Below are 26,340 nucleotides of genomic sequence, written 5' to 3' on the forward strand. Positions count from 1 at the left end.
GAGAAGAGAAAAATGGCAGCAAGAGCAAAATTTCTCTGCGACGCCGAACGCTGCATCGAGTGCAATGCCTGCGTCACCGCTTGTAAGAACGAACACGAGGTGCCGTGGGGCGTGAACCGCCGCAGGGTGGTGACGATCAATGACGGTGACCCGGGCGAACGCTCGATCTCGGTGGCCTGTATGCATTGCTCGGATGCGCCCTGCATGGCGGTGTGCCCGGTCGACTGCTTCTATCAGAACGAAGAAGGGGTTGTCCTGCACTCCAAGGACCTGTGCATTGGCTGTGGTTATTGCTTCTACGCGTGCCCGTTCGGCGCGCCGCAATACCCGCAGGCGGGCAACTTCGGATCGCGCGGCAAGATGGACAAATGTACCTTCTGCGCCGGCGGTCCCGAGGAAACGCACTCGACCGCAGAGTTCGCCAAATACGGTCGCAACCGGATCGCCGAGGGCAAACTGCCCATCTGCGCCGAGATGTGTTCCACCAAGGCCCTGCTTGCCGGTGACGGCGACGTGGTCTCGGCCATCTACCGCGAGCGCGTCGTCGCGCGCGGGTTTGGTTCGGGCGCGTGGGGTTGGGGCACGGCCTACGACCAGAAAGACGGATAAACCGTCTGCATCAAACTCAGGTGACCCGCCCGTGCGGGTCGCCTGCTTTGGAATTTTGACCGAGGTTCAGATGTTCCGCTTATTCTTCGCACTATCGCTTACGATTGGACTGGCGCAGGCCGCACTTGCGCAATCCGACGAGACCGAAGCACCTGCCCCCACGACCGAGCGCAGTTCGACCGGCGGCGCGACGACGCTTGAGGATATTCTGGCCCGACAGCGCGGCGAACAGGTGGATAACGCCTATCGTTCGGAAAACACCGGCCAGGGCAATGTCGAGGGTCTGCTGGGCCAGTTTGGCCCAAGCGGCGTGTCATCGGACAGCGATGTCTACCGTGCGTTGCGCTTTGGTTCGGCAGTCGTCACCGTCTCATCTCGTGGGCCTGCCGACAGTGTTCTGATACAGGACGGCGGCATGTGGTGGTGGGAATTCCGCACCGGACCGTTGCGCGAATACGGCGGCTATATCGTCGCAGGAATGCTTGCGATCATCGTCTTGTTCTTCCTGATCCGCGGAAAAATCCGTATTGATGGCGAGAAAACCGGCCGGACTGTCCTGCGCTTTACCAGTTTTGAACGCTTCGGGCATTGGCTGTTTGCCGGGTCCTTCCTGATCCTCGGCCTTACCGGCCTGCTGACGCTTTATGGGCGCGACTTCCTGATCCCGATCTTCGGCAAGGAAGGCTTCGCGACCATCGCCCAGGGCTGCAAATGGCTGCACAACAACCTGGCCTGGGCCTTTATGCTGGGGCTCATCATCGTCACCGTGAACTGGATCGCCCACAACATACCAAACCGCACGGACCTGAAATGGCTGGCTGCCGGAGGGGGGCTTTTCACCAAAGGCTCTCACCCGCCCGCCAAAAAGTTCAACGCCGGTCAAAAGATCATCTTCTGGGCCTGCATCCTGCTGGGCGTCTCGATCAGCCTGTCGGGCCTGTCGCTGCTGTTCCCGTTTGAATTGCCGATGTTTGCCAAGACTTTCTCGGTCGCAAACGCCACCGGCATTCCGCAAGCATTGGGCCTGAACCTGCCGACACAAATGGCACCGCAGGAAGAGATGCAGTATGCGCAGGTCTGGCACGTTATGGTGGCTTATGTCTTCATTGCCATCATCATCGCCCATATCTACCTCGGCTCGGTCGGGATGGAGGGCGCATTCGATGCCATGGGAACCGGTGAGGTCGAAGAGCAATGGGCGCGCGAGCACCACTCGCTGTGGCTGGAAGAGGTGCAGGAAAAAGAGGCCGGTAAAGCAGCGGCTTCACCCGCAGAATAGATGCGCGGGCTGATCCTGGCCCTGGCGCTGGTCCCCCTGCCCGCCTGGTCCGAGTTCTTCACGCTCAAGGGTCATGGCGGCCCGATCATGGGGATCGCCACCGCGCCGGACGGGCGCATTGCGACGGCCAGTTTCGACAATTCCGTGGGTCTATGGTCGGGCAAATCCCCCGAATGGCTTGAAGGCCACGAAGCCGCCGTCAACAGCGTCGTGTTCAACGGAACCGCGATCTATTCCGCCGGGGACGATTTCACCCTGCGTCGCTGGCCCGGCGGTGCAATTGTCGGCCAGCACAAAGGCAAGATCGTCGGGCTTGCAGCTTCGAAAACCCACGTTGCCACAGCCAGTTGGGATGGCACCATCGGGCTTTGGCCGGTCGACGGGTCAGACCCTGTTTTGCTTGGACCAACCGGCAGCGGTGTGAACGCAGTGGCCTTTTCGCCAGATGGCGCGCATCTTTATTCTGCGGGGGTCGATGGCGCTCTGCGGCTTTGGGATGTTGCCACCGGTCAGGAAACAGATCGGTTGGTCGAGCATGGCTTTGGCATCAACGAATTGATCCTGAACACGCAGGACAACTGGATCGCCTATGGCGCGGTTGACGGCGTCACGCGCATTCTGGACCTGTCCACGCGGGAAGAACGAGACTTCACCCTCGACCGCCGCCCGATCCTTGCGCTTGCCCTCAGCCCCGACCGCAGCTTGCTGGCGGTTGGTGATGGCGAAGGCTACATCATGGTGATCGACACGACCGAATGGCGCATCGCGCAGGATTTCCGCGCCACCCTGCGCGGGCCGGTCTGGGCGCTGGCCTTTTCCGCCGACGGGCAGAACATCCACGCGGGCGGCATCGACGACGCCATGTATAGCTGGCCGGTTTCAGCCCTTGGCGATCAAGACCAAATGGCCGCTGTCGAGCCAAGCTTTCTGAAAAACCCAGACGAAATGAGCAATGGCGAGCGCCAATTCGCCCGCAAATGCTCGATCTGCCACAGCCTGACACCTGATGGGCAACGACGCGCCGGTCCAACGCTGTATGGACTGTTCGGTCGCCCGGCCGGAACCTTGCCGGGCTATTTCTACTCGGAAACCTTACAAGACACTGATATCATTTGGAATGATGAGACGATAAATGCCCTTTTCGAAGAAGGGCCGGATCACTACATTCCAGGGTCAAAGATGCCGATGCAGCGGATTACCCAAGCACAGGACCGGGACGATTTGATCGCCTTTCTACGCCGCGCAACGGTTGACCAGGACTGAACCCGGAGGAGACCATGAAAGCCTTTTTTGCCGCCCTGGCCGCGATGGTCGTCATCACCGTTGCAGCCCCTTACACGCTGGAGCAGATGGGCTTTAGCGCCGAAGAGGCCACTTCCGGCTCAGCCGTGCGCCTTGACTGAATGTCCGACTACCTGACCACCAAAGAACTGGCCGACCTGCTGCGGATCGGCGAGCGAAAGGCCTACGATCTGGCCTCCTCGGGCGAGGTGCCCTGCGTCCGCGCCATGGGAAAACTGCTGTTCCCCCGCGCCGAGGTGATCGCATGGCTCAACGCCTCTCGATCCGGTCCGCAGGTGGCCGAACCACCCCTGCCCGCCATCGTCGCGGGCAGCCATGATCCTCTGCTGGATTGGGCGCTGCGGGAAAGCGGATCGGGGTTGGCGACTTATTATGACGGCTCTTTCGACGGGCTGACCCGCCTTGCAGATCGCAGCGCGCAAGCCGCGGTCTTGCACATCCACGAAGAAGATGGGTTCAACACAACCTCCCTGCGCGATGCGTTGGGCGAAGCGCCCATGGTTCTGGTCGAAATTGCCCAGCGGCAGCGCGGGTTATTGCTCGCCCCCGGTGTCACCGACATTAGCGGGTTTGCCGACCTTAGAAATCGGCGCGTCATCCTGCGCCAGAACAGTGCCGCAAGCCAGCGCCTGTTTGACGCGCAGCTCGAAGCGCATGGCATGACACGGGATGATCTGAACGCCCTGCCAAACTGCGCCCGCACCGAAGAGGAACTGGCCATCACCTTGTACGACACAAAAGCCGAGGCCGGGTTCGGTCTGGGTGCGCTAGCCAGCCTCTACAATCTTGGCTTTGCCCCGACCCATTCCGAAAGACTGGATCTGGCCATCTGGCGACGCGCCTATTTCGACCCACCGATGCAGAAATTGCTGCGCTTCTTGCGTTCCGACCAATTCCACGCCCGGGCCTCCGAATTCGGCGGCTACGATCTGAACGGATTGGGACAGATCCACCATAATGGCGCCAGCGGGTAAAACTTCATCTTTTTAAAAATACTCTCGCCGAAGGCATTGGCCGCAGGCCAATTCACTGCGCGTTGGGAAAGAACACCTGCTGCCCCTGCAGCCGGAATGACTCGATGGCCGCCTGACCGTCCGGCCCCAGCAGCCAGTCGATAAACCTCTGCCCTGCGTTGGCGCGCACTGTGGGGTGTTTGCCGGGGTTCACAAGGATCACGCCATATTGGTTGAACAAACGCGGGTCGCCCTCGACCAGTATTTCAAGATCGCCCCGGTTGCCAAAGGACAGCCAGGTTGCCCGGTCGGTCAGCGTATAGGCCCCCATGCCGCTGGCCACGTTCAACGTCGCCCCCATGCCCGAGCCGGTTTCGCGATACCACGTCCCGGACGCCTCGGTCGGATCAATACCGGCCTCCGCCCAATGGCCGAGCTCGGCCTTGTGCGTACCGCTGTCATCCCCGCGCGAGACAAAAACGGCCTCTACCGCCTCAATCGCCGCCAATGCAGACAGAATATCCGACCCGCCCTTGACGCCAGCCGGGTCCGATTTCGGTCCGACCAGAACAAAATCGTTATACATCAGGTCAAATCGCTCAACGCCCCAGCCATCGGCCACGAACTGCTCCTCGGCCGGCTTAGAATGCACCAGCAGCACATCCCCGTCCCCATTGATCGCGTTGCGAATGGCCTGACCGGTTCCAACAGCCACGACGCGCACATCGATCCCGCTCTCCGCCTCAAACCCCGGCAGGATATAGTCCAACAGGCCCGAGTTCTGGGTAGACGTGGTGGATTGCACGACAATGAACGGCTCCTCTGCCAAAGCAGTCCCTGCCATCAGGCCAAGACCCACCAGTGCTGCGCGCAAAACTGCCCGAACCATCGCGACCTCCAAGTTTCCTGCTAAGTGACCAAACCGCCTGCCAGGTAGCGCCGGGATGCCTCGCTTTGCGGGGCATCCAGAACCTGCTTTGCGGAACCATGTTCAACCACATGGCCGCCCTGCATCATGACAATATCCGCCGCAAGCCGCCGCGCCTGCCCGATGTCGTGGGTGACCATCACAATCCGCACACCCCGAGACGACGCGCGCAGGATCATACGTTCGATCATCTGCGTGGCACTTGGGTCAAGCGCGCTTGTGGGTTCGTCCAGAAACAAAGTCTCGGGGTTCACCGCCAGCGCGCGCAGGATCGCCAGCCGCTGCGCCTCACCCCCTGACAGTGAACGCGCGGATTGCCGGGCTTTGTCCTCAAGCCCACCCTCGGCCAGCAATTCAACGATCCGGGCTTTGCGCGCGGCGCGTGCCAGCCCCTGACGTTTCAACACAAAATCCAGATTGGCGGAGACCGAGCGTCGCAGCAGAACCGGCTGCTGAAACACCATCGCCTGCCGCGACAGGTGATCGGCGTTCAGCGGTGTGTCGTCCTGCATCACCCGCCCCTGATCCGGCACAATCAACCCGTGCAAACAGCGCAGCAACAGGCTTTTACCCGCTCCGTTCGGTCCCAGCAAAAGGGTCGGCCCCGGCCCGTCCAACGTCAGATCAGCAACGTCCAGCAGAGCTTTCCCGTTGCGGCGGATCTGCACGTCGCGGACATGAAGGCGATTTGTCATATCCGAGACCAGATCACGCATGGCGCAATCCCTCCTGCTCGGCCCGCAGGCTGGCGGCGCTGACCATCGCATTCACGGCCACCGCAATCCCGATCAGGATCGCACCCAAAGCCAGCGCCAGCGCCAGATTGCCTTTCGAGGTTTCCAGCGCGATCGTCGTGGTCATCACCCGCGTCACGTGGTTGATATTGCCGCCCACGATGATCACCGCCCCGACCTCGGCAATCGCGCGGCCAAACCCGGCCAGCAATGCTGTGATCAGAGCAAGCCGCGCATCCCACAGCAGCACCGGAACCGAGGCCAGACGCGACACCCCAAGCGACCGGAGTTGTTCCGAATACTCCTCGGCCAGCATCTCAACCACTTGTCGGGTCAGCGCGGCCACGATGGGCGTCACCAGCACGACCTGAGCGATGATCATTGCGGTGGGCGTATAAAGCAGTTCAAGCACGCCCAGCGGCCCCGAACGGGACAGCATCAGATACACCAACAGCCCCACCACCACCGGCGGAAAGCCCATCAGCGCGTTCATCAGCACGATCAGAACCCGCCGTCCGGGGAACCGGGCAACAGCCAGAGCTGCCCCAACCGGCATCCCGATCAGCGCAGAAATCAGTACCGCAAACAGGGAAACTTTCAGGGACAGAAGCACAATGGCCCACAGCTCTGCATCCCCATTGAGGATCAAAGACAGCGCGCCGCTGAATTCTGATGCAAATCCCTGCATTATTTTCCCAGTTGCAACGCAAATCGGATGAAATGCGATAAATTACAAAGAAATACTAACCCGGTTTGACCCCAAGTACATACACAATTCCGACAGTTGGAATGAAAAACGCGGCCCCGTTTGGGACCGCGTCGTGACGTGCGAAATGCCTGTTTGGTTTAGTTCAATGCCGCATCGGTGATCTGATGCGTCCAGGCACCTTCGGGCTGTTTGGTGATAACCGGGTCAGAGCCACCGGCCAGCAGGGTGCCAACGGTCCGCTCGAAATCCGCCGGGTCAAGCGCGCCGTTCGAGCCTGCGGTCAACTTGGCGATCTCACCCATCATGCGCTTTTGATGCTCTTCGGTCTGCGCACCGGTCGCATCATTGTCCAGAACGATCAGAGCGGCCTCTTCCGGGTTCTCCTCGGCATATTTCCAGCCTTTCATCGAGGCACGGACGAAGCGCTGCATCTTGTCCACGAAAGCCTCATCGCTCAGGTTCTCTTCCAGTACATAAAGACCGTCTTCCAGCGTCGCGACGCCCTGATCTTCGTACTTAAATGTCACCAGCTCGTCCGGGCTGACGCCTGCATCGATGACCTGCCAGTATTCGTTATAGGTCATGGTGCTGATGCAATCGGCCTGACGCTGCAACAGCGGATCGACGTTGAAACCCTGTTTCAGAACCTCAACCCCGCTCTCGCTTTTGCCGCCGGTATCGATGCCAAGCTGGCTCATCCAGCTCATGAACGGGAACTCGTTGCCAAAGAACCAAACACCCAGGGTGCGGTTTTTCAGATCCTCCGGCGCGGCGATCCCGGCATCCTTCCAGCACGTCAGCATCATGCCCGAGCTTTTGAATGGCTGCGCGATATTGACCAAAGGCAGGCCCTTTTCGCGGGCAGCCAATGCGGCAGGCATCCATTCGACGGTCACATCGGCCCCGCCACCGGCAATGACCTGCGTCGGCGCAATGTCAGGACCACCCGGCAGTATGGTCACGTCCAGATCTTCTTCCTCATAAAACCCCTTGTCCTTTGCCACATAGTAGCCAGCGAACTGAGCCTGCGTGACCCACTTAAGCTGCAAGGTCACCTCATCTGCGGCCAGTGCTGAACTGGCGGCCAGGCTAAAGGCGGCAACCGCCCCGCTGAGTAGCTTTTTCATCTTCATCTTCTCCTAGTTGCGTGTTGTGCCCCGTTTTCGGGGTCTGTTAAGTCTTCTTTTTGTTATCCGCGTTGTGAGGGGTGCCAGAAGGTTACCACCTTTTCGAGCCCTGCCACCAATGTATAGAACACCGTCCCCGCCATGGCCGCCACAGCAATCTCGGCCCAGACCAGATCGATGGACAGGCTGCCCACCCCGGTCGAAATCCGAAAGCCCATGCCGCGCGTCGGCGATCCGAAATATTCGGCCACGATAGCCCCGATCAGCGCCAGCGTTGTGGCGATCTTGAGGCCGTTGAAAACAAACGGCATCGCCGCAGGCAGGCGCAGCTTGATCAGCGTTTGCATGTAACTGGCCGCATAGGTGCGCATCAGATCGCGCTGCATGGCGCCCGCCTCGCGCAGGCCCTGCACCGTATTCACGAGGATCGGGAAGAACACCATCACGACGACAACAGCCGCCTTGGATTGCCAGTCAAACCCGAACCAACTGACCAGAATGGGGGCAATCCCCACGATGGGCAGGGCCGCGACAAAATTCCCGATGGGCAGCAGCCCGCGTGTCAGGAACACCGACCGGTCGATCAGGATTGCAGTCACGAAAGCCGCGCTGCTGCCGATGGCAAAGCCGGTGAACGCCCCTTTAAAGACCGTCTGGGTAAAATCCTGCCACAGAATATCCGTCGAATTCGCAAAGGTCTGCGCCACCATTGACGGCGGCGGCAGGATCACGGGTGAGACGTTGAGGCCCCGCACCAGCCCTTCCCACAGGATCAGCAGCGTGACACCAAACAGCACCGGCACAAAGACCCGAATACCCTTCGAGTCGCGATAGATCGACCGCGCCAGCCAGGCATTCAGCCACCACGCACCGGCCCAGAAGATCAGGGAAAAGATCAGCCAGTTCATGCGCCCATCCCCATGCGTTTTAGGGTCACCCGTTGCAGCACGTCCAGCAACGTCACCAGGATGCCGGCCAGAATCGCCGCCGCAAACAGCGCCGCCCAGATCGCCAGCGGCGTGCCGAACTGATCCCCGATCAATATCCGCGCACCCAGGCCCGAGATTGCACCCGTCGGCAACTCGCCCACAATCGTCCCCACCAAGGCCGCCGCGATCCCCACCTTCAGCGAGGTAAACAGATACGGCACCGAGGACGGCAGGCGCAGTTTCAGAAACGCCTGCAGTCCATTTGCATTGTAGGTTCTGAGCAAATCCAGTTGTGATACGGCAGGCGACCGCAGCCCTTTGACCATCCCGACCAGAACCGGGAAGTAACACAAATAGGCCGAGATAATCGCCTTCGGCACCCCGCGCCCCTCGATCCCCAATTGTGAACTCAGGACAATGATCATCGGGGCCAAGGCCACAATCGGCACCGTCTGGCTGATAATGGCCCATGGCATCAGGCTCATATCGACGACACGCGAATAGACAATGGCGACGGCCCCCAGAATGCCCACGGCAGTGCCCAGCACGAAACCCCAAAGGGTGGATTGCAGCGTGATCCAGCCGTGGTAGATCAACGACCTCTTTGACATGGCCCGCCCGCGCATCGCCATCTCACCAGTGGTTTTCCACAGCTCCTGCCCCACCTGAATCGGGGTCGGCAGGCGCGGACGGTCGAGTTCGTAGCCGCGAACGATATGCGCTGAATTCTGCGTCATCAGAACCCAGACCGAGACCTGCTGACGGTCCCGTGACGCCTCGGGCGTGACGGTTTCGCCTGCGCGTTCGGCCTGATCCAGCGAGACACGGATATTCATCGGTGCAACCGCCAGATACCACAGCACAACAATGGCCAGCAGAACGGTCATGACTGCAAAGAACTGTTTCATGCCCGCCACTCCATCCGCAGGACAGGAACGGTGTCCGGAGGCACCGGCGGTTCCTCGGCCGTCACCTCAAACCCTTCGCGCCGGTAAAATCGCTGCGCCGCCGTGTTGGGGGTATGGGTGGTCAACCAAAGAAAGTCCCGCCCCTCTTTGGCCTGATCGACAAATCTCTTGCCGATCCCCTGTCCGGTTCGGCTGCAATAGAGCCCACCGATTTTGTTTTCCTTTGGATCGACCGACATATAGCAATCAATCGGGTCTCCGGTGACCCAGATTTCGCGCGCATCAAACGCCTTGCGGATCATGTCGGCGATTTGACCTACGGGCAGTTCGTCCGACATCCAGTCGGTTTGGCTGGCCCAGTCATGAACCACCCGCGCGCATGCCTCCACATCCTCGGGCCTTGCGCGTCTGATTTGGACGGCGTCAGTCATCATAGGAATGCCCCGCCCGCAGCCCGTCGCGCACCCGATGCGCGACCTCGATGAATTCCGGCGTGTCACGAATGTCCAACGGCCGCTCCTTGGGTAAGGGGCTGTCGATCACATCCGTAATCCGCCCGGGTCGGGGGCTCATGACCACGATCTTGGTGCTCAGATACACCGCCTCGGGGATCGAGTGGGTCACAAAGCCAATCGTCTTCTCGGTCCGTGCCCAAAGTGCCAAAAGCTGCTCATTCAGGTGGTCGCGCACAATCTCATCCAAAGCCCCGAACGGTTCATCCATCAGCAGGATATCGGCATCAAAGGCCAGGGCTCGCGCGATGCTGGCCCGTTGCTGCATTCCGCCAGACAACTGCCATGGAAATTTCCCACCAAACCCTTCAAGATCAACAAGTTCCAGTACGTTCCTAACACGCTCATCCTGTTCCGCCGAGGAATAACCCATAATCTCAAGCGGCAGTTTGATGTTCTTGGCAATGGTCCGCCACGGATACAGGCCTGCCGCTTGAAACACATACCCATAAGCCCGCTTGCGCCGCGCCTCATCCGGGGTCATGCCATTCACGGTCAACGTTCCCCCGGTCGGGGTCTCCAACGCAGCAACGCAGCGCAGGAACGTGGTTTTACCGCAGCCCGAAGGGCCGATGAAGCTGACAAAATCGCCCTTGTCGATTGTCAGGTTCACATCCTTGAGGGCATGAACCGGCCCGTCATTGGTTTGGAAGGTCAGGTCAAGTTGCCTGGCTTCGATCACGGACGGGGTCTTACTTTCAGTATTCATTCCATTGCCTTGAAAAGAGTGGATTTGAGCCGCCGCAAGACGGCTCATCTACGTCATACGCCCGTTGCCGGAATACCCGTCCGCTCGACCGGCCTCGGCGCGGTCAGCTCTTTCCATGTGCTCAACGCCTTGTTCACGGTCGTATTCGCCTCACGCGCTACAAAGTCACCGTGGCCTTCCTGCGTGCGGATCTCTCCATCATGCACAGCGACCTGACCACGTGTCAGGGTAAAGCGTGGCAGGCCCTTGACCTCTTTGCCTTCAAAGACGTTGTAGTCGATGGCCGATTGCTGAGTGCCCGCGCTGATGGTCTTGGATTTCTCAGGATCCCAAACCACCAAATCGGCATCCGCGCCGACCAGAACAGCGCCCTTTTTCGGGTAGCAATTCAATATCTTGGCGATGTTTGTTGAAGTTACCGCTACGAACTCGTTCATGGTCAGGCGCCCGGTATTCACCCCATGCGTCCACAACATCGGCATCCGGTCTTCAAGCCCTCCGGTCCCGTTCGGGATCTTGGTGAAATCCCCCACGCCATAGCGTTTCTGTTCCGTGGTAAAGGCACAATGGTCCGTGGCCACAACGCTCAGCGTCCCGGATTGCAACCCGTTCCACAGGCTGTCCTGATGCTGCTTGTTCCGGAACGGGGGGCTCATGACCCGCCGCGCCGCGTGATCCCAATCCTGATTGAAATATTCGCGTTCATCCAGGGTCAGATGCTGGATCAAAGGCTCTCCCCACACCCGCTTACCCTGCATCTTGGCCCGCCGAATGGCCTCATGCGCCTCTTCGCACGAGGTATGCACGACATAAAGCGGCACGCCCGCCATATCCGCGATCATGATCGCCCGGTTGGTCGCCTCGCCTTCCACCTGCGGCGGGCGGGAATAGGCATGCGCCTCGGGGCCGGTATTACCCTCGGCCAGCAGTTTGGCGCTCAGTTCCGCCACCACATCGCCATTCTCGGCATGGACCATCGCGGTGCCGCCCAGCTCGGCCAGACGCTTGAACGAGGCGAACAATTCGTCATCATTCACCATCAACGCGCCTTTATAGGCCATGAAATGCTTGAACGTGTTGATGCCCCGCGTCTCAATCACCGTCTTGAGGTCATTGAACACCTGCTCGCCCCACCAGGTCACCGCCATGTGAAACGAGTAATCGCAATTCGCACGCGTCGACTTGTTGTCCCAGCGCTTCAACGCATCCAGCAGGCTCTCGCCCGGGTTTGGCAGCGCAAAATCGACCACCATGGTCGTCCCACCCGCCAAAGCCGCCCGCGTGCCGCTTTCGAAATCGTCGCTGGAATAGGTCCCCATGAACGGCATCTCCAGATGCGTATGCGGATCGATGCCGCCCGGCATGACGTAACATCCGGTCGCGTCCAGCTCGGTATCGCCCTTCAGGCCCATCCCGATCTCAATGATCACGCCGCCTTCGACCAGCACATCCGCCTTGTAAGACAAATCTGCCGTAACAACGGTTCCGTTCTTGATGACTGTGCTCATGTTAAACTCCCTGATGTGGTCTGCGCCACTTGCTTCTTCTGTTCAAAAATACCTCGGGGGAGTCGCCCTTGGGCGACGGGGGCAGCGCCCCCTATTCCACGATTTCCGCCGTCTCGACGACCGCATGAAACAGAACATCGGCCCCGGCCGCAGCCCAGTCCTTGCTGATCTCTTCGGCCTCGTTATGGCTCAGCCCATCCACACACGGGCACATCACCATCGCGGTCGGTGCAACCCGGTTGATCCAGCAGGCATCATGCCCGGCGCCCGAGATGATGTCCGTGTGCGAATAACCCAACCGTTCCGCCGCATCGCGCACGGCAGCAACACATCCATCATCGAATTTGACCGGATCAAATCCGCCGACCTTCTCGAATTCGATCTCAAGGCCCATCTCATTGACAATGTCCTCGGCCGCGACGCGCAACCGGTTCTCCATATCGGTGATCACATCCAACTCGGGCGAGCGGAAATCGACCGTGAACACCGCCTTGCCCGGGATCACATTGCGTGAGTTCGGATAGATGTCGATATGTCCCGCCGCCCCAACGGCATGGGGTGCATGGGACCAGGCGATCTCATCCACCTTCTCAAGAATGCGCGCCATCGCCAGCCCGGCATTCTTGCGCATCGGCATTGGGGTCGATCCGGTATGCGCATCCTTGCCGGTCACGGTTATCTGAGTCCAACTCAACCCCTGACCATGGGTGACGACCCCGATATCCTTGCCTTCGGCCTCCAAAATCGGCCCCTGTTCAATGTGCAACTCAAAGAACGCATGCATCTTGCGCGCGCCGACCTCTTCATCGCCGCGCCAGCCGATACGCTGCAACTCGTCGCCAAATTTCTTGCCCTCAGCATCTTCGCGACCGTAGGCCCAATCCTGCGTGTGCATCCCGGCAAACACGCCCGAGGACAGCATGGCAGGCGCGTATCGCGTGCCTTCTTCATTGGTCCAGTTCGTCGCCACGATAGGGTGTTTGGTCTTGATCCCAAGATCATTCAGGGTCCGGATGATCTCCAATCCCCCAAGCACGCCCAGAACGCCATCATATTTGCCCCCCGTCGGCTGCGTATCAAGATGCGAGCCCACATAGACCGGCAGCGCATCCGGGTCCGTGCCCTCGCGCCGGGCAAACATGTTACCCATCTGGTCCAGCCCCATGGAACAGCCCGCATCCTCGCACCATGTCTGGAACAGGGCGCGGCCTTCGGCGTCTTCATCGGTCAATGTCTGGCGGTTGTTACCGCCCGCGACGCCGGGCCCAATCTTGGCCATTTCCATCAGGCTGTCCCACAACCTGTCGCCATTGATCCTGAGATTCTGCGCCGGAGCTGCCATTGTCTTTTTCCCTGTCGCTTGCGATTTGGCTCGCTTTTGGTGTCTTGATTTGACCATCTGGTCAAACTCACGCTATCACGGGTTCGACATCAGTCAAGAAATTGCGAAACACAGCGGAATTTTTCCGCATAATTCACACTCACTTGGCTAAAAAGAGACACGCAGGAACCATGCCCAAAGACCGCGCACCAACCCGAATTCAGAAAAAGAACCGCGCCGCGATTCTCGAAGCCGCTTTGAACGTGTTCTCGGCGCATGGGTTTCGCGGGGCGACCGTCGATCAGATCGCGGCCGAGGCCGGTCTGAGCAAGCCCAACCTGCTGTATTATTTCCCCTCGAAAGAGGCGATCCACACCGCGCTTTTGTCCGGTTTGCTGGACGTTTGGCTGGCCCCATTGCACGATCTGGACGAAAACGGCGATCCGATGCAGGAAATCCTGTCCTACATCCGGCGCAAACTGCAGATGAGCCGCGAATTACCGCGCGAAAGCCGCCTGTTTGCCAATGAACTGGTACAGGGCGCGCCGCGCATACATGATGCCCTGTCCACCGACCTCAAGGCCCTGGTCGACTCGAAATCCGAGATCCTGACCAGATGGATGGATGACGGTGAAATTGCCCGCGTGCACCCCTATCATCTGTTCTTTTCGATCTGGGCCTTGACCCAGCATTACGCCGATTTTGACGTGCAGGTCCGCGCCATTCTGGGCGAGGAAGACCCGTTCGAAGGGGCCGAGCCGTTTGTCGAGATGCTCTATCGCAAACTGCTGACACCCTAAGGTTTATTTCGCGGGTTTCAGAGCCAGTATTCGTTTCAAAATCACGATGGCCATGGCCAGCAATATGGTCAGATCGCCCATTGTGTTAACCGTGTTGATCTTGGGCACTTTCCCGGCATCCCGTACGATGGCGGTATACATCTTGGGCTGCTGGACGCCGATGGAATGCTCACGCTCGGACGCTTTGATGAATTTGTCAAAATCCTGTAAAGCTTTGACCTTTTTCTTGACCTGCCCCAGAAAGCGCTGATCCAGCTGACGGTCCTCTTTCAGCTTTTTCAGCATCTCTTCGATCGAGCGGCGCAGCTTGATCATCTGATCCAAGTCCTTTTTGACCTGCTTCTGGTGCAGCACGAAGTTCTTTGCCGCCAGCGCATCGCGCTGTTTGGCTTTGGACAGGGCGACGTTCTTTTTGGATGTGTCCCGGTCAAGCTTTGTGACCCGGTTGCCACCCTTGTTCCGGCCCGGTGGTGCCGCTGGCATGACATTCTCCTTTGATCCTGTCCGTCAGCGGTACTGTATCACCGAACCGGTTTTTGCGGGATACCGGTATCTCTTACTCGGCGGCTTTCGCCATCGGGTTGTTCGGGTGGGACGTCCAGTTGGCATATTCCTTCTGCACGACCTTGCCGGTGCGCGGATCGACCGCGCCCGCTGCCATTGGCTCCATCGAGATGCAGCCTTCGACCGGGCAGACATCCACGCAGAGGTTGCAGGCGACGCATTCCTCGTCGATCACCTCGAACACGCGATCTGGCGACATCGAAATTGCCTGATGACTGGTGTCTTCACAGGCGGCGTAGCAGCGACCGCATTTGATGCACTGGTCCTGATCGATCTTGGCCTTGGCGATGTAGTTCAGGTTCAGATACTGCCAGTCGGTCACATTGGGCACCGCCCGCCCAACAACTTCGGAAACACTGGTATAGCCTTTCTCATCCATCCATTCGGACAGGCCCGCCGTCAGTTCGTCGATGATCTTGAACCCATAGGTCATGGCCGCCGTGCAGACCTGCACATTGCCACAACCCAATGAGATGAACTCTGCCGCGTCACGCCACGTGGTGACGCCGCCAATGCCGGAAATCGGCATGCCGTGCGTCGCCTCGGCCCGTGCGATTTCCGAGACCATCGACAACGCAATTGGCTTGACTGCAGGGCCGCAGTAACCGCCATGGCTGCCTTTGCCGTCAATCGAGGGTTCGGGGCTGAACGTGTCCAGGTTCACGCTGGTGATCGAGTTGATCGTGTTGATCAGCGAGACCGCATCGGCCCCGCCATTCCGCGCCGCAGCCGCGGGTTTGCGGATATCCGTGATGTTCGGCGTCAGCTTCACGATCACCGGGCGGTCATAGTACATCTTGCACCAACGGGTGACCATCTCGATATATTCCGGCACCTGCCCTACGGCAGACCCCATTCCCCGCTCGCTCATCCCGTGCGGGCAGCCGAAGTTCAGTTCGATGCCGTCCGCGCCCGTTTCGGCAACACGCGGAAGGATGGCTTTCCACGCTTCTTCCTCGCACGGCACCATGATCGAGGCGATCAGCGCGCGGTCCGGGTAATCCGCCTTGACCCGCGCCATTTCTTCAAGGTTCACTTCCAAGGGCCGGTCAGTGATCAGTTCGATATTGTTGAGCCCCAGCAACCGCCGATCCGCGCCATATATGGCCCCGTAACGCGGGCCGTTGACGTTCACGACCGGAGGGCCCTCGGCCCCCAGTGTCTTCCAGACCACACCACCCCATCCGGCCTCGAAGGCGCGGCGGACGTTGTATTCCTTGTCGGTCGGCGGGGCCGAGGCCAGCCAGTAGGGGTTGGGGCTGGAAATGCCCAGAAAGTCTGTCGTCAGGTCAGCCATGGGTACTCCTTTCCGGCTCCTCAGCCGGTTTTCTTGAAAATCATCTCGGTCGGGCGAATCCGCCCGGCATGCAGGTTTGCGACGTAGTTTTGAAACTTCTCTGGTGCCGTATCACCCATCATCAGGTGGATGCCCAACGGCGCGGGGCCGGTTTCGGCAATCTTTGCAAAGACTTCCTCGAAGAACTTGATGGCGAATTCGGTACGATCCGTCTCGGTCACCAATTCAAGCCCCGCCGATGCGGCTGCGTCCTTATAGACCTCTGGCGCGTGCACAAACGAAGTCTCGGCCACAGTCGACCAAGGCAAGGGGAAAGCCAACGGTTCGTCTGTTGCACCAGCCATCACGTCGAACAGGGCAAAGCTGCCACCCGTGGCAAGTGCGCGCGACACCTCGGCAAACAGCCCGGCCTTGTCTTCGATGTTCATGCCGACATGCAGCATCACCGCCAGATCGAACCCGGCATCCGGTACTGGCATGTCCAAAGCACTGCCGACGTGGAACTCGACCTTGTCGGAATGCCCCACGATCTCGCTGAGTGCCGTTGCCGTTTCGACAAACTCAGGTGTCAGGTCGACCCCTGTCACCCTCGAGTCGTACCGGTCCACGACATAACGCGATGTCCCGCCGATCCCGCAGCCCACATCCAGCACCCGCGTCGCATGGGTGGGCGACAGCTGGGCAAACAGATGATCCGTGGCGAGAACCCCGCCAGTGTGAAACTCGTCACCGGCTTTCAGGTCCGCGACCGTGGCCGCGTCGGGGTCAACGCCACTGGTTTTCAGGGCATCGCGCACGCGATCCGTCAGAGCGCCGGTAGTGTAGTGTTGGGCAACTGCGTTTTCGATCTGGGACATAACGGTACCTCAGCGAATGGGATGAGTTGAATGCCTCACCCTATCACGAAACAAGGCTCGCGTGGATGTCCATCGCCGCGTCCCGGCCTTCGGCAACGGCGGTCACAGTCAGGTCTTCCCCGCCCGCGGCGCAGTCGCCGCCCGCCCAGACACCAGCCATCGAGGTGCGTCCGGCCCCGCTGACGGCGATCTTGTTGCCGTCCAGTTCCAGACCTTCGGGCGCGCCGTCCAGCGTTTGACCAATCGCTTTCAGCACCTGATCTGCAGGCAGGCGAATGGTCTCGCCGGTTCCAGTCAGCTGACCATTCTGGCTTGAGGTATATTCCAACTCGACCTCGACCGCCGCACCGTTGCCATGAACCGCAACAGGCTGAACATTAGTCATGATCCGAACCCCGTGCGATGCCGCGAGATCCTGCTCATACCGGCTGGCACCCATTGCGTCCCGCCCACGGCGGTAGGCAATCGTGACATGCTCGGCACCCAGCAGTTTCGACTTCACCGCCGCGTCAACAGCAGTCATGCCGCCCCCGATCACAACGACATTGCGCCCCACTGGCAAATCGGCCAGATCCGACGCTTGCCGCACGTCCGAGATGAAATCGACCGCAGCGCGCACGCCGTCCTTGTCTACCCCTTGCGCCCGCAGCGCGTTCACGCCAGCAAGACCGATGGACAGGAACACGGCGTCGTAATTCTCGATCAGGCCTTCAAGCGAGAGGCCCTCGCCCAACAGCGACCCCGTTTCGATGGAAATACCGCCGATCTTCAGCAGCCAATCCACCTCGGCCTGCGCGAAGTCATTGGTCGATTTGTAAGCGGCAATCCCGTATTCGTTCAGACCGCCGGGCTTAGGTTTGCCTTCATGGATCACCACATCATGGCCCAGCATTGCCAGCCGATGCGCGCAGGCCAGACCGGCAGGCCCTGCCCCGATCACAGCGATGGTTTTGCCCGTCGCGGCGGCACGTTCGAACGGATGAACGCCCGAGGCCATCACATCATCAGTCGCAAAGCGTTGCAGACGCCCGATCTCAACCGGTTTGCCTTCGGCTGTTTCGCGCACACAGGCTTCTTCGCACAGAGTTTCGGTCGGACAGACGCGGGCGCACATACCGCCCAGAATATTCTGGTCCAGAATAGTCCGCCCCGCCGATTGCGGCTGACCTGCCTGAATCTGGCGAATGAACAACGGAATATCGATATCCGTCGGACAGGCCGTCACGCATGGCGCGTCATAGCAGAAATAGCAGCGGTCTGCGGCCACGGCAGCCTCATGCGGGGCCAGTGGCGGATGCAGATCGGTGAAATTCGAGGTCAGCTCATCGCTGGAAAGCCGCCCGGAGACGATCCCGGGTGCCATCTGGCCCTGTGCCATCACTCTACTCCCTGTAGATATGTTTGTTATGGCCTCAGCTTGCCACATTTTGATTTTTTATCAATTGGTAAAATTTGCCAAATGGTAAAAAAATTTGAATCCGGCAGCCGATACAGACCGGATTTGGCCCCGTTTTGCTCACTTTCTAAGCATTTTGCAGGGCGGCGTGTCGGGATAACCCGTTCAAGTCGGGTCGCCGGACCTCAACTGTCTTTTGACGCCCCATCCGGCTTGCTGTAAGCCCGAAGGCAGGTGCGTGAGACAACGCGCATGTTTGGGACGGGCACAGATGCGGGCAGCTTCGCAAGATTTCAACATCGTCATCATCGGTCAGAACAACCGCCTGCAATACGAGGCCGTGCTGTTCGCAGCCTCGCTGCGCCATTCCTCGCCCGATTTTAAAGGTCGTCTGTTTGTCGCCACGCCCAATCCCGGCCCGCGTTGGCCTCAGAACCCCGCCATTCAGGACGAAGACGTTCTGAATGCGCTGAAACATCTGGGTGCCGAGATCCTGCCCTTCGACAGCCATGTCTTTGGTGAAAGCTATCCCTATGGCAACAAGATCGAGGCGCTTCTGGCCCTGCCCGAGGGCGAACCCTTTGTTTTCTTTGACACAGACACGCTGATCACGGGCGATCTGGGCAGCGTTCCGTTTGATTTCGACCGGCCAAGCGCATCCTTGAAGGTCGAAGGCACCTGGCCCAAGCCCACGCTGTACGGGCCAGGTTTTGACGGCATCTGGTCGGCGCTGTATCAGCGATTTGGTCTGGACTTCGACAGCTCGATTGACACAAGCCAACCGCACGAACACTGGCGGCGGTATCTGTATTTCAACGCGGGCTATTTCTTCTACAAATGTCCGCGCCAGTTCGGTGAGCGGTTCCTGGACTACGCGCGCACCATCCGGGATGAGCATTTTCCGGAACTGGTCGGACAGAACCTCGATCCCTGGCTGGATCAGGCCGCCCTGCCCCTTGTGATCCATTCCTTCGGCGGCGGACGCGATGCCCTGCCCGAGGGGCTTCTGGACGGCTCGGTCAGTTGTCACTACCGCTTGTTTCCGATGCTTTATGCCCGCGAAAGCGACCATGTGATCGATGTTCTGGAAACCGTTACGGCCCCGAACAAGGTCAAGAAGGTCCTGAAACAGTATGACCCGATCAAAAAGCTGGTGGTTCAGGGCAAGGGTCAGAAAATCCGGGACCTGTTCGACCGCAACGCGCTGCCCAGCCGCGAACAGGCCATTCGCAACCGGATCAAAGCGCAAGGGCTTTGGATGCGCTGACAGCAGCGTTGTGTGACGGCGGGCAATGTCCTACAGATTCGGCAACACACATTCCAACAGGAGATTTTTTGATGTCTGACGGCCCCACCTACGGTTTCGACACGCTGCAAATTCACGCGGGCGCACGCCCGGACCCGGCAACCGGCGCGCGGCAGACACCGATCTACCAATCCACGGCCTATGTGTTCCGCGATGCCGACCACGCTGCAGCCCTGTTCAACCTGCAAGAGGTTGGGTTCATCTACTCGCGCCTGACCAACCCGACGGTGGCCGTGCTGCAAGAGCGTGTGGCGACCCTGGAAGGCGGCGTTGGCGCGGTCTGCTGTTCGTCGGGCCACGCGGCACAGATCATGGCGCTGTTCCCGCTGATGGGACCGGGCTGCAATGTGGTGGCCTCGACCCGTTTGTATGGCGGCACCGTCACCCAGTTCAGCCAGACGATCAAACGCTTTGGCTGGTCGGCCACGTTTGTGGACACCGATGATCTGGACGCGGTGAAGGCTGCCATCGACGAAAACACCCGCGCGGTGTTCTGCGAATCCATCGCCAACCCGGGCGGCTATGTCACCGACATCCGCGCGCTGGCGGATGTGGCTGACGAGGCAGGCATTCCGCTGATCGTCGACAACACCTCGGCCACGCCCTACCTGTGCCGCCCGATCGAACACGGGGCGACGCTGGTGGTGCATTCGACCACCAAGTATTTGACCGGCAATGGCACTGTCACCGGCGGTTGCATCGTGGATTCGGGCAAGTTCGACTGGTCGGCGAATGACAAGTTCCCCTCACTCAGCGAACCGGAACAGGCGTATCACGGGCTGAAATTCCACGAGACCTTTGGGCCACTGGCCTTCACCTTCCATGGCATCGCCATCGGGTTGCGCGATCTGGGCATGACCATGAACCCGCAAGCCGCGCATTACACGCTGATGGGGATCGAGACCCTGTCGCTGCGGATGGAGCGTCATGTCGAGAACGCGCAAAAGATCGCAGCATGGCTCGAAGCCGATGATCGCGTGGACTACGTGACCTATGCGGGCCTGCCCTCGTCGCCCTATCACGACCGGGTCAAGGCGCAGTACCCTCGCGGCGCGGGTGCGCTGTTCACCTTTGCCGTCAAAGGTGGCTATGACGCCTGTATCAAGCTGGTCAACGCGCTGGAGATTTTCAGCCATGTCGCCAATCTGGGTGATGCCCGGTCGCTGATCATCCACTCGGCCTCGACCACGCACCGTCAGTTGACACCGGAACAGCAAGAGGCTGCGGGCGCAAGCCCCAACGTGGTGCGTGTATCCATCGGGATCGAGGATGCCAATGACCTGATCGCCGATCTGGATCAGGCCCTGGCCAAAGCCAGTAACTAAGCCATGAGCGGGCACGACACCAACGCGCTGGGTCAACCCATCGGTCTGCCGGTCACAGGCGATTTCCCGCGCCCGACACCGCCTTATACGCCGATGATGGGCCAGTATTGCTCGGTCGTGCCGCTGGACGTGAACAGACATGCGCCCGGATTGTTCCGGGCGTTTGCCAATGACGCCGATCATCGGAACTGGACCTACCTGCCCTACGGCCCGTTTGAGTCCGAGCCGGATTTTGAAACCTGGGCCCGCGCCAACTGTATGGATGCGGATCCGATGTTTCACACAGTCTTGGATGCGGATGAGGTGCCGGTGGGCATGGCCTCGTACCTGCGGATTGCGCCTGCGGCCGGGGCAATTGAGGTGGGGCACATCCACTTCTCCCCCCTGTTGCAGCGCAAGCCGCAATCGACCGAAGTTATGTACCTGATGATGAAACGTGTCTTCGACGAGTTGGGCTATCGCCGGTATGAATGGAAATGCGACGCGCTCAATGCCGCCTCGTGCCGGGCGGCGCAGCGATTGGGTTTCACGTTCGAGGGCATCTTCCGGCAGGCGACCCATTACAAGGGCCGCAATCGGGATACGGCGTGGTACGCGATCATCGACAGTGACTGGCCCCGTATCAAGGCCGCGTTCGAAGAATGGCTGTCGCCCGACAATTTCGACGCGGCGGGCCAGCAACGAAAACCGCTGATGACCCGCGCCGAGGCGTAGTCTTACTCGGAAATCTCGAATTCCATCGAGACGCTGACCGAAACCGAAATCTCTCCGCTGGCCACGGGTACACTACCGGCATCCGCCGCGCTGAAAGCGCGCATCTCGGCCATAGGGCGCACACCGCCACCGCGTTCCGAGATTGTCTGGACCGGACCCAAAGTGACATTTGCCGCTTGCGCCAGTTGCTCGGCCTTGGCTGTAGCTTCGCCCACCGCCTTGGCGCGGGCCTGCACCTCAATCGGTTTGGGGTCCTGCAAACCAAAGCTGAGGCCGCCGAAATCATTGGCCCCGTCCTGAATGACGGCATCCATGATCTGTCCCAACTGGCTCAGATCTCGCACCCGCACAAATACCCGGTTCGACGCAACAAAGCCTGTGATCTCGGGCGCGCTGCCGTCCCGCTGATTTCGATTCGACCAGACCGGCGACAGGGACAGGTCGCGCGTTTGCACATCCCGATCCTCGATCCCCATGTCGGTCAGACGGGCCAGAACCTGCGCCACAGCGTCCGATGTCGCCTGCATCGCCACAGAGGCTTCGGCGTTTTCGTTTGTCACGCCCAGCGTGATCGTCGCCATATCGGGCGCGACCTGCACGGTTCCCGTGGCGTCCACATTGATGCGACGTTCTTCCGCATGTGCCAGCCCGGCGGTTGTTGCGGCCATCATGGCGGCCAGAAAAGCGAATGTCTTCAAGGTCATCCCTCCAAACTAATTGCCTTCAACATGGGTTGGCAGGGCTTTGCCATACAAGGGGGGTGCTTGGCTTTTTCTTTCCCTCGGCGGCTTCCTGCTTTAGGGTCGGTCTGCAGGCGTGTTATCGTTTGCGCTGATGATATGAGTTATGGTTCCACGGGATTATGAAACCCGCCTTTGCGCTGTCATTTTCTACAACCGGAATTTCGCTGCACCACCTGTCCGAGGGCGAGTGGTACAGTATTGGAACCGTTTCTCTGGATGCGGATGATCTGAACGCGCAGATCCATGCGTTGCGGGATCAGGCCTTTGCGCTGGAAAATGACCTAAGCTGCAATGTGGTGATTCCGGCGGATCAGATTCGCTATCTCTCGGTTGAAACGGGTGATCTGTCGCCTGAAGACAGCGCACAGAAGGTTCGCGATGAGCTGGTTGCAGCAACGCCTTATAAGCAATCGGAACTGAGTTTCGCCACTGTCCGTCAGGACGGAACGACATTTGGCGCGGCTGTGTCGCTGCAAACGCTGAACGAAGCGCAGAGCTTTACTGCCGAGCACGGGTTTGTCCCCGTTGCCTACACGGCAGACCCCGACGAAGACACATTTCCCGGCAAGCCGATATTTGATCTGGAGCCTGCGCCGATTGCGCCCGTTGCAGTGCCCGAAATCGAACATCCCGCTGCACGGGTAGAGCCCGAGGTCGAGGAAGAACCAGAGCCAACGGTCCACGCCATTGCCGAAACGGCAGCACCCGATGCCTTCCGCTCTCCTGTTCCGCCGGATACTGATGTGCCTTTGGGTGGCAATGGTTTTGATCCCAAACGTCTGACCGTTCCAGCCATCGCAGCGGCTGCTGTGTTGGCGGTGGCAATCGGCGCATGGTCCCTGATGGGCGTGCAGGATGAGGATGTTCTGGCCGAAGGCGAGCCAGACCTTCTGACCGCGACACCGGATGAAGAAGCCGCCCAAGACCTTGCCGAAACACCGCCTACTGAAACCGAAGTAGCAGGTGCGCCAGCGACCGACCTTGTGCCGGATGAAGATACCTTGGCCTCGGCCGAGCCTTCGGCGCCACAACCGCAGGCGCCCGACGACCAGCCCGCCTTATCGCCAACAGACGCGGCGATTCTGGAGGCGTTGAAGGTGCAGCCAACCCCGGTGGAAGAGATCGAACGGGACTCCGACACCGCGCAAGACGTTGAACCGGGCGTCGTGGTTGTTGATCTCGCACCCGACCGCCCCAGCGAACCATCTCTGATCGAGCCGGACGATCTGTATCTTGCCTCAATCGACAAGTCCGACTTCTCGAACGACGCGGTGGCGCTGGCACCTGCCGAAAGCTTCGAAACGGATCTGCCGTTTGACGCCCCTGCCCTGACGCGCGCAGCCGTGGCGGGTTTCGATCTGGATGAGCGTGGGCTTGTGGTACCTTCCCCGGACGGCACCCTGAACCCTGACGGCATTATGGTCTATCTCGGTCGCCCCTCCTCGGTTCCGCCGGATGTTCCCACGCGTTTCGAAGAGGAACCCGTGGTCGAGGAAACCGACACACGCCTTGCCGGGTTCCGCCCGAAACCCCGCCCGGACAATCTGGACGAACGGTTCGAGCGTCAGCAGTTGGGCGGTCGGTCCCTGGAAGAACTGGCGGTGATGCGGCCAAAACTCCGGCCCGAATCTCTGCAAGCCGCGCCCGAGGTGGATGACACGCCCACCGCCCTGGCCGTTGTGCGCGTGCCGCGCCCCAAAACACGGCCTGCAGGTCTTGTGCGCGTCGCGGCAGCAGCCCCTGCCGCATCCAATCTGGGCTCAACCGCTGCTGTCGACCAAAACAGTGACGAGGCCGGATCGTTCCAGCCCAAGGCCGTCGCCCCCAAAATCCCGTCCACCGCGTCTGTTGCGCGGCAGGCGACCATCGACAACGCCATCAACCTGCGCAGGCTGAATCTGATCGGGGTCTATGGTACGCCCGCTAACCGGCGCGCTTTGGTCCGCTTGCCCAGCGGTCGGTACAAGAAACTGAAGGTCGGTGACCGGGTTGACGGCGGCAAGGTCATCGCCATCAGCGACAGTGAGTTGCGGTATCAGAAAAAGGGCCGCAACGTGACCCTGTCGATGCCGCGTGGATGATCACTTTGCCTATCAGGCGCGCGTCAAGCCGCCGAAATCTCGCCGCTTTCGATCTGCTCACGCTCGATGGATTCGAACAGGGCCTGAAAGTTACCCTCGCCAAATCCGTCATCGCCCTTGCGCTGGATGAATTCGAAGAAGATCGGCCCGATCACGGTTTTTGAGAAGATTTGCAGCAAAATCCGCGTCTCACCCCCGTCCACAACGCCTTCGCCATCGATCAGGATGCCGTGTTTCATCATCCGGTCCAACGGCTCGTCATGATCCGTCACACGCTCTTTCGACATGTCGTAATAGGCGCGGTTCGGGCCGGGCATGAATTTCAGACCGTTCTCGGCGATGGCATCGGTCGAGGCATAGATATCCTCGCTGCCCACTGCGATATGCTGGATGCCTTCGCCCTTGTATTTCTTGAGGTAAGACACGATCTGCCCGGTCTCGCCGCGATCCTCATTGATCGGGATACGAATGCGGCCACAGGGTGAGGTCAAGGCGCGGCTGTAAAGCCCGGTGAACTTGCCCTGAATGTCGAAGAACCGGATTTCGCGGAAGTTGAACAGATCGCCGTAAAACCTGAACCACTTGTCCATGTTGCCCTTGTAGACATTGTGGGTCAGGTGATCGAGGTAATAGAACCCCTCGCCCCGCGGCTTGGATTCCTTGATCCACTCGAATTCCTGATTGTAGGGCGACGTGTCGTAATACTGATCGATGAAATACAGCAACGATCCACCAATGCCCTTGATGGCAGGCACGTCCATGGTTTTGTCCGCCTCGTCATAGGGTTCGGCCCCTTTGGACACCGCGTGCTCATACGCCTTTTGCGCATCCACCACGCGCCAGCCCATCGCAGGGGCACAGGGCCCGTGCTCGGCCACGAACTTGTCGGCGAAGCTGTCCGGGTCGGCGTTCAGGATATAGGTGACATCGCCCTGCTGCCACAGCTCGACCAGGGGTTTACCCTTGTGACGGGCGACCAGATCAAAGCCCATCTTGGCGAACAGATCGCGCAGCTCTTGCGGGTTCGGATGGGCAAATTCGACGAATTCAAACCCGTCGGTGCCTGCGGGGTTTTCTGAACTGATAACGGATTTCGGGGCGTTGTGCGGGAAAGGACCCATGGCGCGTCTCCTTGGGAAGCCGGTAATTCTTTGCTGATTCTAAAATACGCCTTAACCAACGCTGTTTCTGCGCATTGTTTTCATGTAAAATAAAGAAAGACGCGCAAAACTCGCATCTGTGAAAAGAAAATTGAGAAAACGCCGCACATGCTTGATCATATCGATATCGGATTGCTTGCAGCTTTGCAGCGGGACGCGCATCTGACGGCGCAACAGTTGGGCGAGGTGCTGAACCTGTCGGCCAGTCAGGCGGGTCGCCGCCGTCAGCGGCTTGAGGCCGAGGGTTATATCACAGGGTACGCCGCCCGGCTGGACCCGCTGAAGCTTGGGCTACATGTTCAGGGGTTCATCCAGGTTCATCTGGGCACCCATGGCCCCGAACAATCCGCCAGCTTTGCCCGAATGGTCGACGCCCGCCCCGAGATCACCAGCGCCTGGACGATGACGGGTGAGGCAGATTACCTGCTGCATGTCTATTGCGACGATCTTTCCGCGCTCAACAGCTTGCTTCATCAGGTGATCCTGCCGCATCCTGCTGTAGCACGGGTTCAAAGCCAGATCGTGATGGACCAACTGAAACGCGACGCCCCCCTGCCGACCTGAGCGGA

The 26,340-nt window shown here is 59.8% G+C and carries 27 protein-coding genes; 11 read left to right on the top strand and 16 right to left on the bottom strand.

Annotation, left to right across the window (positions count from 1 at the left end; genetic code table 11):
- Nucleotides 1–12: 12 nt before the first annotated feature.
- The 5 genes from fdh3B to ACR0MO_RS04815 all read left to right on the top strand — a co-directional run bounded on the left by fdh3B (nt 13) and on the right by ACR0MO_RS04815 (nt 4,164).
- Nucleotides 13–609, top strand: a complete 597-nt coding sequence (gene fdh3B, locus ACR0MO_RS04795) for a formate dehydrogenase FDH3 subunit beta (protein WP_039530246.1) — start codon at nt 13–15, stop codon at nt 607–609.
- A 70-nt stretch (nt 610–679) separates the two neighbouring features.
- The gene (locus ACR0MO_RS04800) at nt 680–1,888 is read left to right on the top strand and encodes a formate dehydrogenase subunit gamma (protein ID WP_480780485.1); all 1,209 of its coding nucleotides are present in this window, start codon (nt 680–682) and stop codon (nt 1,886–1,888) included.
- Nucleotides 1,889–3,151, top strand: a complete 1,263-nt coding sequence (locus ACR0MO_RS04805) for a c-type cytochrome (protein WP_480780484.1) — start codon at nt 1,889–1,891, stop codon at nt 3,149–3,151.
- Between the two features lie 14 nt (nt 3,152–3,165).
- On the top strand, nt 3,166–3,291 hold the full coding sequence (locus ACR0MO_RS04810) for a hypothetical protein (RefSeq protein WP_480581542.1): 126 nt from the start codon (nt 3,166–3,168) through the stop codon (nt 3,289–3,291).
- Nucleotides 3,292–4,164 carry a substrate-binding domain-containing protein gene (locus ACR0MO_RS04815; RefSeq protein WP_480871631.1) on the top strand — a complete coding sequence of 291 codons (873 nt, stop codon included), beginning with the start codon at nt 3,292–3,294 and terminating at the stop codon, nt 4,162–4,164. It begins immediately after the preceding gene.
- Between the two features lie 52 nt (nt 4,165–4,216).
- On the opposite strand, the gene ACR0MO_RS04820 is transcribed toward ACR0MO_RS04815, so the two are convergent.
- From ACR0MO_RS04820 to ACR0MO_RS04865, 10 genes are all read right to left on the bottom strand, one after another.
- On the bottom strand, nt 4,217–5,032 hold the full coding sequence (locus ACR0MO_RS04820; RefSeq protein ID WP_480889943.1) for an ABC transporter substrate-binding protein: 816 nt from the start codon (nt 5,030–5,032) through the stop codon (nt 4,217–4,219).
- Between the two features lie 20 nt (nt 5,033–5,052).
- Entirely contained in the window at nt 5,053–5,787 is a 735-nt protein-coding gene (locus ACR0MO_RS04825) for an ATP-binding cassette domain-containing protein (protein ID WP_170621656.1), read from the bottom strand.
- Nucleotides 5,780–6,493, bottom strand: coding sequence for an ABC transporter permease (locus ACR0MO_RS04830; protein WP_170451322.1), 714 nt, complete (start codon nt 6,491–6,493; stop codon nt 5,780–5,782). The genes ACR0MO_RS04825 and ACR0MO_RS04830 overlap by 8 nt, the downstream gene beginning before the upstream one ends.
- 158 nt (nt 6,494–6,651) lie before the next feature.
- Complete coding sequence (locus ACR0MO_RS04835; RefSeq protein WP_170451323.1) at nt 6,652–7,641, bottom strand: ABC transporter substrate-binding protein; 990 nt, start codon at nt 7,639–7,641, stop codon at nt 6,652–6,654.
- Between the two features lie 62 nt (nt 7,642–7,703).
- Nucleotides 7,704–8,549, bottom strand: coding sequence for an ABC transporter permease (locus ACR0MO_RS04840; protein WP_170451324.1), 846 nt, complete (start codon nt 8,547–8,549; stop codon nt 7,704–7,706).
- Entirely contained in the window at nt 8,546–9,478 is a 933-nt protein-coding gene (locus ACR0MO_RS04845) for an ABC transporter permease subunit (protein WP_170451325.1), read from the bottom strand. The genes ACR0MO_RS04840 and ACR0MO_RS04845 overlap by 4 nt, the downstream gene beginning before the upstream one ends.
- Nucleotides 9,475–9,912, bottom strand: coding sequence for a GNAT family N-acetyltransferase (locus tag ACR0MO_RS04850; protein ID WP_480889948.1), 438 nt, complete (start codon nt 9,910–9,912; stop codon nt 9,475–9,477). The genes ACR0MO_RS04845 and ACR0MO_RS04850 overlap by 4 nt, the downstream gene beginning before the upstream one ends.
- On the bottom strand, nt 9,902–10,699 hold the full coding sequence (locus ACR0MO_RS04855) for an ABC transporter ATP-binding protein (protein ID WP_170451327.1): 798 nt from the start codon (nt 10,697–10,699) through the stop codon (nt 9,902–9,904). The genes ACR0MO_RS04850 and ACR0MO_RS04855 overlap by 11 nt, the downstream gene beginning before the upstream one ends.
- Nucleotides 10,700–10,752: 53 nt before the next feature.
- A complete protein-coding gene (hydA, locus tag ACR0MO_RS04860; RefSeq protein ID WP_480889950.1) occupies nt 10,753–12,207 on the bottom strand; it encodes a dihydropyrimidinase in 1,455 nt (484 codons plus the stop codon).
- 91 nt (nt 12,208–12,298) lie between these two features.
- The gene (locus ACR0MO_RS04865; RefSeq protein ID WP_170451330.1) at nt 12,299–13,549 is read right to left on the bottom strand and encodes a Zn-dependent hydrolase; all 1,251 of its coding nucleotides are present in this window, start codon (nt 13,547–13,549) and stop codon (nt 12,299–12,301) included.
- A gap of 170 nt (nt 13,550–13,719) precedes the next feature.
- Between ACR0MO_RS04865 and ACR0MO_RS04870 the strand changes: the two genes are divergently transcribed.
- Nucleotides 13,720–14,328, top strand: coding sequence for a TetR family transcriptional regulator C-terminal domain-containing protein (locus ACR0MO_RS04870; protein ID WP_480889953.1), 609 nt, complete (start codon nt 13,720–13,722; stop codon nt 14,326–14,328).
- 3 nt (nt 14,329–14,331) lie between these two features.
- On the opposite strand, the gene ACR0MO_RS04875 is transcribed toward ACR0MO_RS04870, so the two are convergent.
- The 4 genes from ACR0MO_RS04875 to ACR0MO_RS04890 form a co-directional block, all read right to left on the bottom strand.
- Nucleotides 14,332–14,811, bottom strand: coding sequence for a hypothetical protein (locus ACR0MO_RS04875; protein ID WP_170451334.1), 480 nt, complete (start codon nt 14,809–14,811; stop codon nt 14,332–14,334).
- A 73-nt stretch (nt 14,812–14,884) separates the two neighbouring features.
- The gene (preA, locus tag ACR0MO_RS04880) at nt 14,885–16,189 is read right to left on the bottom strand and encodes an NAD-dependent dihydropyrimidine dehydrogenase subunit PreA (RefSeq protein WP_170451336.1); all 1,305 of its coding nucleotides are present in this window, start codon (nt 16,187–16,189) and stop codon (nt 14,885–14,887) included.
- A gap of 20 nt (nt 16,190–16,209) precedes the next feature.
- The gene (locus ACR0MO_RS04885) at nt 16,210–17,046 is read right to left on the bottom strand and encodes a methyltransferase domain-containing protein (protein ID WP_480889955.1); all 837 of its coding nucleotides are present in this window, start codon (nt 17,044–17,046) and stop codon (nt 16,210–16,212) included.
- Nucleotides 17,047–17,089: 43 nt separating this feature from the next.
- On the bottom strand, nt 17,090–18,424 hold the full coding sequence (locus tag ACR0MO_RS04890) for an NAD(P)-dependent oxidoreductase (protein ID WP_170451340.1): 1,335 nt from the start codon (nt 18,422–18,424) through the stop codon (nt 17,090–17,092).
- A gap of 289 nt (nt 18,425–18,713) precedes the next feature.
- Here ACR0MO_RS04890 and ACR0MO_RS04895 point away from each other — a divergent pair, with 289 nt between their 5' ends.
- The 3 genes from ACR0MO_RS04895 to ACR0MO_RS04905 all read left to right on the top strand — a co-directional run bounded on the left by ACR0MO_RS04895 (nt 18,714) and on the right by ACR0MO_RS04905 (nt 21,787).
- Nucleotides 18,714–19,709, top strand: a complete 996-nt coding sequence (locus ACR0MO_RS04895) for a hypothetical protein (RefSeq protein WP_480881172.1) — start codon at nt 18,714–18,716, stop codon at nt 19,707–19,709.
- Nucleotides 19,710–19,780: 71 nt separating this feature from the next.
- Nucleotides 19,781–21,073: an O-acetylhomoserine aminocarboxypropyltransferase/cysteine synthase family protein gene (locus ACR0MO_RS04900; protein WP_170451344.1), complete on the top strand. Its 1,293-nt coding sequence runs from the start codon at nt 19,781–19,783 to the stop codon at nt 21,071–21,073.
- A gap of 3 nt (nt 21,074–21,076) precedes the next feature.
- Entirely contained in the window at nt 21,077–21,787 is a 711-nt protein-coding gene (locus tag ACR0MO_RS04905) for a GNAT family N-acetyltransferase (protein WP_170621648.1), read from the top strand.
- A gap of 2 nt (nt 21,788–21,789) precedes the next feature.
- On the opposite strand, the gene ACR0MO_RS04910 is transcribed toward ACR0MO_RS04905, so the two are convergent.
- Entirely contained in the window at nt 21,790–22,485 is a 696-nt protein-coding gene (locus ACR0MO_RS04910) for an SIMPL domain-containing protein (RefSeq protein ID WP_170451348.1), read from the bottom strand.
- A 164-nt stretch (nt 22,486–22,649) separates the two neighbouring features.
- On the opposite strand from ACR0MO_RS04910, the gene ACR0MO_RS04915 reads away from it, so the two are divergent.
- A complete protein-coding gene (locus tag ACR0MO_RS04915; protein WP_480889960.1) occupies nt 22,650–24,611 on the top strand; it encodes a hypothetical protein in 1,962 nt (653 codons plus the stop codon).
- A gap of 23 nt (nt 24,612–24,634) precedes the next feature.
- Here the strand turns inward: ACR0MO_RS04915 and hppD are convergent, their stop codons facing one another.
- The gene (hppD, locus tag ACR0MO_RS04920) at nt 24,635–25,732 is read right to left on the bottom strand and encodes a 4-hydroxyphenylpyruvate dioxygenase (RefSeq protein WP_480889963.1); all 1,098 of its coding nucleotides are present in this window, start codon (nt 25,730–25,732) and stop codon (nt 24,635–24,637) included.
- Between the two features lie 147 nt (nt 25,733–25,879).
- On the opposite strand from hppD, the gene ACR0MO_RS04925 reads away from it, so the two are divergent.
- Nucleotides 25,880–26,335: an Lrp/AsnC family transcriptional regulator gene (locus ACR0MO_RS04925; RefSeq protein ID WP_170451354.1), complete on the top strand. Its 456-nt coding sequence runs from the start codon at nt 25,880–25,882 to the stop codon at nt 26,333–26,335.
- Nucleotides 26,336–26,340: the final 5 nt, after the last annotated feature.

Source organism: Ruegeria sp. K5 (assembly GCF_056531805.1).